Raw genomic sequence first — 12,722 nt, 5'->3', positions numbered from 1 at the left:
CAATCATTTTCAAGACCTGCCGGCTAAATTTCTGTTCGATTATCACTGAACGATTCATACTGTTGTCAGCGTTCCAGAAAAAAATAACACATTAAACGAATAGGTTAGGCATGGAACAGACACACCATAAATTCCTGATTGGAAAAAGATTTATCTTTTCACCACACCACAATAGCCTGATCGACAACACTCAGTCTGAAGAAGACGCCATCCATTTAGGGATCAATGAAAGCCGGGCATTACACCGGATGCTGGCAGAACCGGGAACAATTATTTCCCGGCAGCAGATGTATGACTATATCTGGCGGGAGCAAGGATTCGAAGTGGATGATTCCAGTCTGACGCAAGCCATTTCGACCCTGCGACGATACCTGAAAGATTCAACCCGCTCTCCTGCATTTATCAAAACCATCCCGAAACGTGGCTACCAAATGATTGCCAGTGTCGATCGGATTGATGACCCCTCCGACGACCCAGATGAAACTCAGCCCAAGCACACACAACACAATGAACAGGCACCGGATGCTATCCTTGACTCACACATCATTGTTCCGGATACGACTGTGCCTGCCACAGTTGCTCCAACCAAGACAGCGCCATCCGATGAACAGGCTTTAGAAAATGATTCAGCGCCGGCCAACCCGGCAAGCTCATCCGCACTCAATCACGAACACCGAACAGACATCCGTCAGCCCCGATATCTGTTCAGCAGGATCGCCGTGTTGCTCTTATGTATTGTGCTGCCCATCTGGGCTTACCTGAGCCAACCGCCGACTTCCAGCGCATTCTACCTGGCGTTCAGATATCAAGGGATACCCGTCCTTATCCCTGATGAGACCACCATCACCGATGCATGGTATCCGCTGATCAGACAATGTATTGAAACTCACCGCCAAGCTGACAGTCCCAGTCAGACACCCGTTCCGGCCAAAGTCATTGTGACCGGCGGGGAACACAACCAGCTTTGGATCAATCTGATTTACGAACCGGCTGACTACCGGAAAAATATGACACTCACCATTGTGACACTGAACAAGGAAAGGGAGCCGCCATGCCGCGTTCTGTAACCCGCTCCGAGGTGAATCAAACATACATTCCGGCGGCCCTGCTGGTTTTACTGGCACTGATCCTCTTCGGTAGTCTCTATTACTTTTTCAAGAGCGATCATCGGCTGAACCGTTTCCTGGCATCCCATGACTGGGAGTCCTACACCGTCACCAACGTGGCTTCAACGGCAGTTCCCGGCCTTAGCCACTTGAAAAAACTGACAGAAAAAAGTCTGGTTCTGTTCTTGCCGAACCATAGCTATTCACGAGTCACCCGCATGACCATGACCAATCAGAATCACACACAACTTCATCTGACGATCACTGAATCCGGCTATTGGGAGGTTAGCGGTGGTTATCTGCAGGTTCGTCCGGAACAATTTTCAGAATTGAAAACCGGGGATGAAAGCGCGTTTAACGCAGAACAGATCCAGTCTATTTATCAATATTTTCAGATCAATGCAGAGCAGAGTAACCGGGTCGATATGATGGGAAAAAAATCAGTTTTGTTAACCGGACTGAATACCCGTTCACAAGTCCTGAATGCCATTCCTTAACGAAAAAACCGACGATAAACGTCGGTTTTAAAATTCGCCACAGACATATGTGATTTAATACAGCTTCTGCCGTCCGGCAATCGAATGGGACAATGTTGTCCCATCGACCAGCTCCAGCTCGCCGCCCACAGGGACACCATGGGCGATACGACTGGCTGGCACCTGATAGGCCTGACATAGCTCAGCAATATAGTGTGCGGTTGCCTCTCCCTCGACCGTCGGATTAGTCGCCAGAATCAGCTCTGCGATCGACTCATTTTGCAAACGGTATTCCAGCATATCCAGCCCGATATCACTCGGACCGATGCCATCCAGGGGTGACAAATGCCCCATCAACACAAAATAGCGGCCGGAGAATTGTCCGGTGGCTTCAACGGCCATAATATCAGCCGGGCTTTCCACCACACAGATCTGCCCGCTTTCCTGACGGCGCGGATTCTCACAAATTGCGCACACATCTTCTTCTGTAAAAGTGCGGCAATCACGGCAATGGCCAATTTCAGTCATGGCTTTACCCAACACATCAGCCAATTGCAGGCCTCTCTGACGGTTGCGTTGCAAAAGACTGAAGGCCATACGCTGCGCAGACTTTGGCCCGACGCCGGGCAAGCAGCGCAGCGCGTCCATCAACTGCTCAAGTAACGGACTGGTGCGCATTGATTAGAAAGGCATCTTAAAGCCGGCTGGCAGGTTCATACCGCCTGTCACGCTGGCCATTTTTTCTTTCTGAGCTTCTTCGATACGACGTGCAGCATCATTGAATGCAGCAGCAATCAGATCTTCCAGCATATCTTTGTCGTCTTCCATCAGGCTGTCATCCAGCTCAACACGACGCACACTATGGCTGCCAGTCAGTGTCACTTTCACCATGCCGGCACCAGCTTCACCAGTCACTTCCATGTTGGCGATTTCTTCTTGCATCTTCTGCATGCGCTCTTGCATTTGCTGCGCCTGCTTCATCATGTTCGCCATACCACCTTTACCAAACATATCTTCTCTCTCTATGGGTCTGGTTCATTTATTAGACGGGTCTTACGCTTTCTTCATCCAGTACAGCACTGAATCGCTGACAAATGAAGGAAACGTTCGGATCCTGCTGCAGACTCACTTTAGCCTGATCCAATTTCTGTTGATAAAGGAACTCCCGCCATTCCAGCGGCGTCCGCCCTTTATCACTGAGTTCTATCTGTAATTCTATCTCTTGTCCCAGCATTTCAGCCAGTGCCGCGGAAAGTTGCGCTCTGGCTTTCGGTGTATCCAGATGTTGCTGAGAGGGGCGCAATTGCAGGGTAAGCTGTTGCTCTTCCAGCACCATTGCAGAATTCAATGCTAATTGCTGAACAAGACGGTCGACATTCAGCTTCGTCACCATGTCGGACCAACTATCCTGATTTGCCGCTTCACTGACAAGCTGTTTCGCCATTTCAGGCGTTTTTTCGTGCTCCAGCGCTTGCTTCAGCGCGGTCGGGGCAACCACAACTTCAGGCTGATGATCCACTTCAGGCTGACTGACCGGCTGCCACTGATATTCTTCAACAGGCTTCGGTTGTGAAGGTTGCATTGCGTTCACCGGCGCCGTCTGTTGTCCAGTCTGCTGTGAGCGACGACTGGCATGCTGGTTCGAAATCCGATCCAGCACGCTAGTCGCAGGTTTTTTAACGGACGCCGGTTCAGCCTTTTTTGGCTCAGTAGACTCCTGCCCACGCTTTGCTTTACTGCGAAGCTTATTTCTGGCGGCCAGCAATCCGGAAGCCGGTGATGATGGCTGCGGTGTTGGCGCAGGTTCAGGCATAGGTTCTGGTGCAGATTCTGATGCAGGTTCCGGCTGTGGCGCTTCGGTTGATACTGCTGCTCCTAATACCGAGACGCCTGACGTCGGTGTGGCAGCTTGATGCTGCATCGACTGAGGTTCAGTTGCTGAGTGCATCTGTGGCGGTGCAGTTTGTACCGGTACGGCTTGCGGAACAGGTTGTGCCGGTTGCCTTACCTGCGGCGCCGAAGGGCTGGACTCGGGGGCAGCAGCAGGCACAGCAATTGGCTGCGGCATCAATGTCCCGGCCGCCACCGGCCGAAAAGCCAGCATCCGCAACATCACCATTTCCAGCCCGGTACGACCATCAGGCGCCAGCGGTAAATCCTGCCGGCCCTGAAGCGCAATCTGATAATGGAGCTGGACATCCTGGGGCGGCATCAGCTGGCTCAGTTGAACAATACGCTCCGCATCCGGTAAAGACGCATCCAGTGAAGCCGGCAAAACCTGATACATGGCAACGCGGTGCAACTGGGCTGCCATTTCACTGAGCAGACTATCCCACGCGACGCCTACCGCAGCCAGTTCCGCGAGGCACGCCATCGCGGGTTCTGCCTGACCTTGCGCCATCGCCTCCAGCAGATAGAGTGCCTGTTCCGTGTTGAGGGTGCCTAGCATCCCTGCCACGGTATCAGACTGAACCTGACCATTGCCCAGTGCAATGGCCTGATCGGTCAGGCTCAGCGCATCACGCATACTGCCTTCGGCAGCTCTGGCCAACAGGCTGAGCGCTTTGGCTTCAAAGCTGATCCCTTCTGCGGTCAGAACATGATCAAGTTGCTGCTGAATCTGGACATTATCCAGATGTTTCAAATGAAACTGCAGACAACGTGACAGAATCGTCACCGGTAATTTCTGAGGGTCTGTGGTTGCCAGAATAAACTTCACATGCTCTGGCGGCTCTTCAAGCGTTTTCAGTAAGGCGTTAAAACTATGACGAGACAGCATGTGCACTTCGTCAATCAGGTAAACCTTAAACCGTCCGCGTGCAGGTTGATACTGAACGTTATCCAGCAACTCACGAGTATCTTCAACTTTAGTTCTCGAAGCCGCATCGATTTCCAGCAAATCGACAAAACGCCCCTGATCAATTTCCTGACAGGTATGACATTGTCCGCAAGGAGAAGCCGTAATCCCCTGTTCGCAGTTCAGTCCTTTGGCAAATAGTCGGGCAATCGTCGTTTTACCGACGCCCCGGGTTCCACTGAACAGATAGGCATGATGAAGTCGGTTATGTGTCAGCGCATTGGTCAGCGCCGTCAGGACATGGGATTGGCCCACCACATCTTCAAATCGATGTGGCCGCCATTTGCGTGCCAGAACCTGATAACTCATGGTGATAAATCCTACAGAACACGATCATTCAGTGGCGATTGTCAGCCTACTGAATCCAGTCGGACATGCTAGCACAGGGAAATTTATGGCGCGAGAGAAGTCCGGAGGAGTTTATGCTTTCACGTCTTTCATGCTAACGTTTTGACCACAAAGATAACCTCCTCCAGCTGATATGAGTGATTCCGACAGATTAATGCCCGTCGAAATCACAAATGCTGAAGACATTCAGTCCCAGACCACGCAACCGCTGCTGCCCGCCAATGTCAGGCAGGTTAATTACGAACGCAGCGTCTTCCACAATCCCGCCCAGACGGCGAACCAGCTTGGTGGTCGCATCAATTGTCCCGCCGGTTGCCAGCAGATCATCGACAAGCAGTACCTTATCCCCTTCAACGATAGCATCGGTATGAATTTCCAACGTATCCTGGCCATATTCCAGTTCATAACTTTCACTGATAACGCTACGAGGCAATTTACCCGGCTTACGCACAGGAATAAAACCGACACCCAGCATCAGTGCTAATGGCGCACCAAACAGGAAACCACGAGCCTCTGTGCCAACGACCTTAGTAATGCCTTTATCACAGAATTGCTGATGAAAGATCTGCAGGGTCGCCTGATAGGCTTCCGGGTCTTCCATTAAGCTGGTCACATCCCGAAACAGAATACCTGGTTTTGGATAATCCGGAATCGTCTTGATACTGTTTTTAATCAGGCTGAAGTCGTCTTGAACAGTCTTTACTTGGCTCATAGTCTCTTCCATCTGCTGTACTGCACACAGCAGGTTATTTAGAAATTTGGTCGCGCATACCCAATCAAATCGGTATGACGAGCGAATTAAGCGCAAATAGTAGTGATTTTTGCTGTGATGGGCAACTATCGTCCTGTCCTTGCTGATGCAAAGAAACCCATGGCGAACCGCTTGAGCCATCAGCCACTGCACTCACAGGCTATCCGGCTCCCGAACCGGAAGACGGTTAAACCAGATCAGTAAAACCACTGCAATAACAATAAGTAAGACTTTGACCCAATTCACAGGCACAATAAAGACGGAAAGGGTAAAACTGAGAACTATCATCAGATTCGCCCGTCGCTTGACCTTCGTGCTGATAGCCCGGTGCTGATGCCAGTTTTCTAACACGGGTCCGAAATGGGGGTGGCTGTGCAGCCATTTGTGTAGCTGAGGTGAGCCTCGCATGAAGCAGGCACTGGCGAGCAGCAAAAATACTGTGGTGGGTAAAAGAGGAAGGAAAATGCCCAACACACCTAAAATCACGAAACACCAGCCTGAAACCAGCAATAGCGTTCGCCAGAACAGTTGTTTCACATTCCCTCTCTTTTACATTTAGCCTGAGCCGGCTCAGCCTGCCATAGCAGACAGATTAGTGGCTCAGAATCCCTAACCAGGTCAGGCTTGCTGGGAGCGTCGGCAACAGCATCGCCACCAAAAAACCAAAGAAGTACTTCAGATTATAGGGTTCTTTAAAATGATGATCCATTCTATCTTCCTTTCTTCTCGTCTTAAGACACTGAAATGTAATAAAAAGCAGCAATTCAGCCACATAAAAACCGCACAGCACTATAAAGCATTCGATAGATTACAAAAACCGACAAAAAGAAGGGTTATTTTGCATCTGGTTTGACTTATATCAGTATCAGGACAGAAATTCGGCATAGACTGTGATCCAGTCTACAATGGAGTGCCACTATGAATAGTGAGTATCTGAAACAACAAACAGTCCGGCTTGAACAAGAATATGAAGCCCTTTCAGCAGAACTCTATGCTGAGTTAGACGCGGCATGTCTTGTGACAACAGCAGAAAAAACGGCAAATGAGCTTTTGACTTTAGCGGCACAAAGTATCAATCCTTCGTTGCGCCAAAAAGCCAATCGCCTCGAAGCCATTGATGCTGCCCTCTGTGCAATGCGGTTAGATCTCTACGGGATTTGCGCTGACTGTGAAGAGCCGATTGGCATAAATATTCTCGATAAAGACCCTGCTCAGCCGCGCTGCCAGCAGTGCCAGTCTCATAATAAATACCATCACCAGCGCTGAATCTCACTCTGGCGATGGCTCAGTGTACCCTACAATTCGCTTTTAAGGCTGTTTCGCCATCCAGGCTTTAAAGGCGGCTTTTTCTTCTGGTTTTGCTTTGCTATACCACAGTTTGAGCTGTGCTAAAGCATCACCGGAAATTTCGACCTGACCATCCTGCTTCACTTCGACAACAGCCTGCTGCAGATCGACCGCATAACCTTGCTCAAAAGTAATGCCATGCTGACGGTTATATTCCCCCACCAGCTTTTCCATGTCACTGAATGCTGCAACGCCATCCCCTTTCATTTCAACAAAAGGTAAAGTTCGTTGGCTGCCATCTGCCAGCACGATGGTCCATTCCGGGCCACGCTGGAAATAAGCCTGAGCCTGACTGTATGCAACCAGCGCAGGCAATTCAATACGCACATCCTGTTCTGGCATCATCAGTTCAAACAGATAAGGCCGGGTCGTATAAATGCTGTTCCGGCTACCGTTTTTCAACTCCCGGTCATAGCGCAGCACTATCTGATGTTGTCCCGCCGGTAACTCAATTTCCGTTGTGCGGGACCAAAGCGATTCATTCACTTCCTTCCCATCGACCACCAGGAGTTCAATGCCGTCTCCCACCGAGAGCGTTGCCGCCTGCACGTTGGCAACCAGCAAAGCTGCCAGTAACGCTAATTTTTTCATCGTTAATCTTCTTATCGTTGTGAACCTCGCAGGAACCAATGCTCATCTTTCCTGGAAAAAACCGGTTCATTCTGCTCACTCGCATGAGTGTATTTTTTCTGAGAAAAGTTGTTCTGAGAAAAGCTGTCCTGAGAAGAGTTGTTCTGAAATAAATTGCCCAGAGATACGCCTCCTACACGACAACTTATTTCAGGACAAGTTTCAGGACAAGACACACAATACAAAAAAGCCGCCTAAACGGCGGCTTTTGCAGTATCTGTGTAATCAGAACCGTTCTTAGAACAGTACTTCCATACCAGCGACATAACCCAGGTCGTAATCAGTGTTGTCACCGTCAGCCCAACCCAGCTCAGCATAAACTTTTACGTTGCTGTGCAGCTGGTGAGTCACGTTTGCGTAAACGTCGTCAGTAGTATCACCGTCTGAGTCAGCTCGTACATAACCCAGAGCAAAAGTGTTTTTACCCATGGTGTAAGAACCAGCAACTTCAATCAGATCAACATCGCCACTAGCTTTGGTTAGACCATCAGTGACATCAACGTTACCGTAAGAACCGGCGAATGCAAATGCGCCAAAGACGTACTCAGCTTCGATGTTGTAACCATCAACTTCGTTACCCAGACCTGCAGGGTTCAAGTCTTTATTTTTAACATCTTCAGAAGTGTAGTAATAACCACGAACGTCCAGACCAGCAAAACGTGCACCCAGACGCGCATCCCAGATACCGCCATTATTGTCCTGATTTACGTCGTAAGAAGTACCGAAGTAGAACTGACCGTTGTCGTAAACATATTTGGCAACTTCGCTACCCTGAGTTTTACCCAGATCCAGCTGGCCCAGACCCATTTCGTAGTCTTTACCGATACCTGCGTCATCAGAAATCAGGTACTGGCGACCAAAAGTCAGCGTACCGAATTCACCTTGGAAACCAGCATACAGCTCATCAACGAAGAAATCATTAGTGTTGCCTTCTAAATCAGTGTTTGACAGATCAAGACTCAGACCAGCAACTGCATTCAGGTTATTACCAACAGGAATAGTGGTGTTCAGTGTGATGTCACCATCATCCAGACGGATAGTTGGATCTTTATCTTCAGATTTCTTTACAAGCTCTTGGTACAGTTGAACTTCAGCAGAACCTGACAGGTCGACGATCACACCGTCTTGGTCCAGCAGGTTAACAGAAGCGTTTGCAGAGCCTGCAGCCACGAGTACAGATAGTGCAATAAGCGTTTTTTTCATGATATCCACTGCCTTTTCTTATGGATGGAATTCCTATTTCCAGAATCCCTATTGCTTTTCTTATTTCCCTTCCTGGCAGGTCACACAAAGCTCAGTAACTCAGAGCAAAACAGACCATGCCAAGATGGCGTAACTTGCGGAACTCATCCTGACAGAGAATGAATCGTGATGTCAAATTCTCACATTGTAACAACAAATTTCTTATACAAGCTTTTAAATCAATGGGTTAAATTGAATTTATGGCAAATTTTTAACAATAGACAACATCAGACCCGCTACTTTCACCTTTCTTAATAACAATAAAAAACAGTATTTTAAACCCAAAAAATCAACAAATAAGCGCAATTTAAAGAATTAAACACCATAAAAAATTAAATATGTAGCCAAATCAATCAATTCAATGTTAACTCACCCCTGGTTAAACTGGGGTTCAATCTTATTTCGTGAGGGAAATCTCATTTCATATCAAAACTTCCCGGCAAACAACCGGGCATCCCTCTGACAGCGCTTCATGTTATACTGCCCGCCCCTGCCAATATTAAGTTTCAGCAATGTTACACAACCAGATAAAAACTGATATTAAACAGAGCTATGCCAACCTCAGTGCACAGTTGGAGCATTTCATTCCCCGTCGTGCACAAAATTATCTGGTGGCAGAAATTGCCAAAACACTGGCGGGTGAATACCACGCCAAAAACAGAATGCTGGTTGCTGAAGCCGGGACAGGCATCGGGAAATCTTTATCCTATTTACTAGGGTGCGTCCCTTTCGCGCTTTTTAATAATAAGAAAGTACTCATTGCGACAGCGACCGTCGCGCTTCAGGAGCAGTTAGTTCAGAAGGACTTACCGCTGTTTGCGCAAATTTTCCCGAAAGAATTTAGTTTTATTCTGGCAAAGGGTCGACAGCGTTATTGCTGTAGCCACAAACTGGAAGCCTGTTGTTCAGGTCAGCAAGATGACGGCCAGGTAGCACTTTGGCAGGAGAAACCCAAAAAATCAGATCTCAGTTTGCTGAAACGCATGCTGACCGCCTGGCAGCAGAATAAATGGGACGGCGACCGGGATAGCTGGCCAACTGCCATCCCGGATCGTGTCTGGCAGCAGATCGTCTCCGACAAACACAGCTGTCACTCAGGCATGGCAAAACATCGCCACTGCCCTTTTGCTAAGGCGCGGGAACACTTGGATAAAGCCGACGTTGTGATCGCCAACCATGCTATTTTGATGGCCGATCTGGAACTGGGGGGCGGGATCATTCTGCCGGAGCCAGAGCAGACCATCTATGCCATTGACGAAGCCCATCATTTACCTCAGGTCGCCCGAGACTTTTCTGCCGCCGCAGCCAGCCTGAAAGGGGCCAGCAACTGGCTTGAGAAACTCAATCAGACGGTCAGTAAACTGGCTGAACTGGCCGACCGACAAAAGTCCGGACGCTTTCAGACCACACTTCAGGAGTCGATCCAGCATCTTGTACCCACCCTGAGACAGTTATCCGGCCAGGTCGATCCAGCCGTTTTCAGTAAAGATGGCAGCTACCGTTTCCCTCATGGCGAACTCCCCGCATGGCTGGCAGAAGAAGCCCAGGGCTGCCGGGATGCCAGCAAAAAAGCACGGCAGTCGCTGGCAAAAATCCACGAGATGATCACCGAACGACTCAAAGATGACGATGTACCGGCCCGGGCCGCAGAGCCGGCACTGACCGAGTCAGGTTTCTACCTGCAACGTCTGGAGAATCTGGAAAAAGTCTGGACCCTGATGGCCCAGCCAGACAAAGAAAAAGGCGCGCCTTTGGCCCGTTGGCTTGAAAAAAGCCCTGAGCAGGAAGGGGATTATATTGTGCAGGTTTCCCCTCTGGAGATCGGATACCGGCTCGATCAACTGCTCTGGAGCCGTGCTGCCGGCGCAATTCTGGTTTCTGCCACACTGCGGGCACTCAACCAGTTCAGCTATTTCTGCCGTCAGGCCGGCATCCAGGAAAATGAAGGCGCACGCTTTCTGGCACTGGCCTCGCCATTTGACTATGAGAATAATGGCCGCTTAGTGATCCCACACATGCAATATGAACCACAGGCTGAACAGTTCACAGATTTACTGATCAAAACCCTCCCTGAATATCTGGAGGGGGAAACGGCCAGTCTGGTGCTGTTTGCCTCCTACTGGCAAATGAACAAAGTCGCGGAAGCCATCCGGCCACAATGTGAAAAAAATGGCTGGGCGTTGCTGGTTCAGGGCGAAGAATCCCGAACATCACTGCTGGAAAAGCACAAAAGTCACTGTGAACAAGGTAAAGTCAGCGTGTTATTTGGCACCGGCAGTTTTTCTGAAGGTCTCGATTTACCGGGCCACTTGCTGAGGAATTTGATCATTACAAAGATTCCGTTTGCAGTCCCCACGTCCCCTGTTGAAGAGGCCCATGCCGAATACATTGAAAGTCGCGGCGGTAACCCCTTTTTACAGATTGCAGTCCCGGAAGCCAGCAAAAAGCTGATTCAATCGGTCGGGAGACTGCTGCGAAAAGAACAGGACTTTGGTAGAGTTGTCCTGCTCGACCGTCGGGTCATTACCCGACGTTACGGCAAAGCACTGCTCGATTCATTGCCCCCATTGAAACGCGTCATTGAACACGCCATCAAATGAAAACGATAATTCATGATTGAAATGATTGATCCGAGCATGATGCTCGTCCTCGGTCTGGTTGCGCTAGCCGCTGGTTTTATCGACGCTGTTGCCGGCGGTGGCGGCATGCTGACCGTCCCGGCACTGCTGTCATTAGGGCTGCCGCCACATATTGCTTTGGGAACCAACAAGCTGGCCGCAACCTTCGCGTCTTCTACGGCTGCGCTGACATATTACCGAAAGCAGCTCTTTTCCCCGTCTTTCTGGAAAACATCTTTCCTGGCAACCCTGATTGGCGCGATTGCCGGCACACTGGTTGTGGACATCATCAGTACTGACTGGCTGGAAAAAGTCCTGCCACTGATCATTCTGGCAACGGCGGTCTATACCATCTGGCATCCTCATCCCAAAGGGGACAGCCATAAACTCCCCACCCCTTGCCCACGCTTTAAACGCAAGCAATGGATTCAGGGAACCAGTCTGGGATTTTACGATGGCCTTGCCGGGCCGGGCACCGGCGCTTTCTGGACGGTTTCCAACATGGCGTTGTATCGTCTGGACATTCTGCTGGCTTCAGGGCTGGCAAAAGCCATGAACTTCACCAGTAACCTGACCTCACTGGTGACTTTTGCCATACTTGGCCATATCAATGTGGCTTTAGGTTTAACCATGGGGGTCTGCCTGATGCTGGGCGCCTATATCGGCGCGCACTCTGCAATCCGTTTCGGCAGCCAGTTTATTCGTCCGGTCTTTGTCACCGTTGTCGTCATTCTGGCGGCCCGGCTGGCATGGCAGGCCTGGCAGTAACATCGAACGATAAGGAGAATATCGTGGCGACCGATCTCAGCCGTCTTTCGACCTTGGTTGAACAACTGATCCCTCAGGCCACGGCACTGGATCATCAGCGGGGAGAAAGTGATAAACCACTTTTCGATCATCAGCTGTTTCACTGTCGGGCGCGTTTGTTGCTGCCCTGCATCCGCGAAATCCAGCAGGAAATTTCCGCCTTACAGAAAGAACAAACGGCAGGCAACCTGCAAATTGCCAGAGCCAGTTATGTCTGCGAAAAAATCCTGACGCAAATCCAGGCCATCCAGCGAGAAATGGCCACCAAACAGATTCGTGAAGCAGAACCCAAATACGTGGTGAAGCAGCGAAAAAGCCTGCATCAGCTTTATGATGAGCTGGCGCAGCATCAGGACTGGGAAAGACGTTTAGCCGCTATGGTCAAAGATAAAACCTTTGAACTGGAGCAGGCGACGCAAGTGAATCAGCGCCAGCCATTGCAACAACAGCTCATCGCGCTGGAAGGCCGTCTTGCCCGCTGCCAGCAGGCGATGGCAGGCATCGAACAGGCGATCGTCCGCCGGGAACGTCAAGGATAAA

General features: G+C 50.0%; 13 protein-coding genes. 6 read left to right on the top strand and 7 right to left on the bottom strand.

Going from position 1 to position 12,722, the window contains the following annotated elements; genetic code table 11:
• The first annotated feature begins 110 nt into the window (after positions 1-110).
• Together EA58_RS03015 and EA58_RS03010 are read left to right on the top strand one after the other, a co-directional pair.
• Positions 111-1,067 carry a transcriptional regulator gene (locus EA58_RS03015; RefSeq protein WP_036748776.1) on the top strand — a complete coding sequence of 319 codons (957 nt, stop codon included), beginning with the start codon at positions 111-113 and terminating at the stop codon, positions 1,065-1,067.
• A complete protein-coding gene (locus tag EA58_RS03010; RefSeq protein WP_036748773.1) occupies positions 1,052-1,603 on the top strand; it encodes a regulatory protein ToxS in 552 nt (183 codons plus the stop codon). The genes EA58_RS03015 and EA58_RS03010 overlap by 16 nt, the downstream gene beginning before the upstream one ends.
• Before the next feature lie 54 nt (positions 1,604-1,657).
• Here the strand turns inward: EA58_RS03010 and recR are convergent, their stop codons facing one another.
• The 5 genes from recR to EA58_RS02985 form a co-directional block, all read right to left on the bottom strand.
• Positions 1,658-2,260, bottom strand: a complete 603-nt coding sequence (gene recR / locus EA58_RS03005; protein ID WP_036748770.1) for a recombination mediator RecR — start codon at positions 2,258-2,260, stop codon at positions 1,658-1,660.
• A 3-nt stretch (positions 2,261-2,263) separates the two neighbouring features.
• A complete protein-coding gene (locus EA58_RS03000) occupies positions 2,264-2,593 on the bottom strand; it encodes a YbaB/EbfC family nucleoid-associated protein (RefSeq protein WP_036748767.1) in 330 nt (109 codons plus the stop codon).
• Positions 2,594-2,624: 31 nt separating this feature from the next.
• Positions 2,625-4,748, bottom strand: coding sequence for a DNA polymerase III subunit gamma/tau (dnaX, locus tag EA58_RS02995; RefSeq protein ID WP_036748765.1), 2,124 nt, complete (start codon positions 4,746-4,748; stop codon positions 2,625-2,627).
• A gap of 190 nt (positions 4,749-4,938) precedes the next feature.
• Positions 4,939-5,499: an adenine phosphoribosyltransferase gene (gene apt, locus EA58_RS02990; RefSeq protein WP_036748764.1), complete on the bottom strand. Its 561-nt coding sequence runs from the start codon at positions 5,497-5,499 to the stop codon at positions 4,939-4,941.
• Between the two features lie 192 nt (positions 5,500-5,691).
• Complete coding sequence (locus EA58_RS02985) at positions 5,692-6,075, bottom strand: YbaN family protein (protein WP_036748762.1); 384 nt, start codon at positions 6,073-6,075, stop codon at positions 5,692-5,694.
• A gap of 381 nt (positions 6,076-6,456) precedes the next feature.
• On the opposite strand from EA58_RS02985, the gene EA58_RS02975 reads away from it, so the two are divergent.
• Positions 6,457-6,804, top strand: a complete 348-nt coding sequence (locus EA58_RS02975) for a hypothetical protein (RefSeq protein WP_036748757.1) — start codon at positions 6,457-6,459, stop codon at positions 6,802-6,804.
• 42 nt (positions 6,805-6,846) lie between these two features.
• On the opposite strand, the gene EA58_RS02970 is transcribed toward EA58_RS02975, so the two are convergent.
• Both EA58_RS02970 and EA58_RS02965 read right to left on the bottom strand, forming a co-directional pair.
• Positions 6,847-7,476, bottom strand: a complete 630-nt coding sequence (locus EA58_RS02970) for a YccT family protein (protein ID WP_036748755.1) — start codon at positions 7,474-7,476, stop codon at positions 6,847-6,849.
• 276 nt (positions 7,477-7,752) lie between these two features.
• Complete coding sequence (locus tag EA58_RS02965) at positions 7,753-8,718, bottom strand: porin (protein ID WP_036748753.1); 966 nt, start codon at positions 8,716-8,718, stop codon at positions 7,753-7,755.
• Between the two features lie 551 nt (positions 8,719-9,269).
• Here EA58_RS02965 and dinG point away from each other — a divergent pair.
• From dinG to priC, 3 genes are read left to right on the top strand one after another with little or no spacing between them, the layout of a single operon-like run.
• On the top strand, positions 9,270-11,357 hold the full coding sequence (gene dinG / locus EA58_RS02960; RefSeq protein ID WP_036748752.1) for an ATP-dependent DNA helicase DinG: 2,088 nt from the start codon (positions 9,270-9,272) through the stop codon (positions 11,355-11,357).
• Positions 11,358-11,369: 12 nt separating this feature from the next.
• Complete coding sequence (locus EA58_RS02955) at positions 11,370-12,143, top strand: sulfite exporter TauE/SafE family protein (RefSeq protein ID WP_036748750.1); 774 nt, start codon at positions 11,370-11,372, stop codon at positions 12,141-12,143.
• 23 nt (positions 12,144-12,166) lie between these two features.
• Positions 12,167-12,721 (top strand): primosomal replication protein PriC, encoded by a 555-nt coding sequence (priC, locus tag EA58_RS02950; RefSeq protein WP_036748749.1) that lies wholly within the window; start codon positions 12,167-12,169, stop codon positions 12,719-12,721.
• The last annotated feature ends 1 nt before the right edge of the window (position 12,722 follow it).

The sequence above is a fragment of the Photobacterium galatheae genome (genome assembly GCF_000695255.1).
Lineage (GTDB): Bacteria > Pseudomonadota > Gammaproteobacteria > Enterobacterales > Vibrionaceae > Photobacterium > Photobacterium galatheae.
Note: the sequence above shows the minus strand (reverse complement) of the source record. Positions and strands in the feature narration are given on the sequence as shown.

Bases quoted from the DNA above. Each gene is read 5' to 3' on its own strand.
- EA58_RS03015 (WP_036748776.1), top strand. From the start codon at position 111: ATGGAACAGACACACCATAAATTCCTGATTGGAAAAAGATTTATCTTT.
- EA58_RS03010 (WP_036748773.1), top strand. From the start codon at position 1,052: ATGCCGCGTTCTGTAACCCGCTCCGAGGTGAATCAAACATACATTCCG.
- recR (WP_036748770.1), bottom strand. From the start codon at position 2,260: ATGCGCACCAGTCCGTTACTTGAGCAGTTGATGGACGCGCTGCGCTGC.
- EA58_RS03000 (WP_036748767.1), bottom strand. From the start codon at position 2,593: ATGTTTGGTAAAGGTGGTATGGCGAACATGATGAAGCAGGCGCAGCAA.
- dnaX (WP_036748765.1), bottom strand. From the start codon at position 4,748: ATGAGTTATCAGGTTCTGGCACGCAAATGGCGGCCACATCGATTTGAA.
- apt (WP_036748764.1), bottom strand. From the start codon at position 5,499: ATGAGCCAAGTAAAGACTGTTCAAGACGACTTCAGCCTGATTAAAAAC.
- EA58_RS02975 (WP_036748757.1), top strand. From the start codon at position 6,457: ATGAATAGTGAGTATCTGAAACAACAAACAGTCCGGCTTGAACAAGAA.
- EA58_RS02970 (WP_036748755.1), bottom strand. From the start codon at position 7,476: ATGAAAAAATTAGCGTTACTGGCAGCTTTGCTGGTTGCCAACGTGCAG.
- EA58_RS02965 (WP_036748753.1), bottom strand. From the start codon at position 8,718: ATGAAAAAAACGCTTATTGCACTATCTGTACTCGTGGCTGCAGGCTCT.
- dinG (WP_036748752.1), top strand. From the start codon at position 9,270: ATGTTACACAACCAGATAAAAACTGATATTAAACAGAGCTATGCCAAC.
- EA58_RS02955 (WP_036748750.1), top strand. From the start codon at position 11,370: ATGATTGAAATGATTGATCCGAGCATGATGCTCGTCCTCGGTCTGGTT.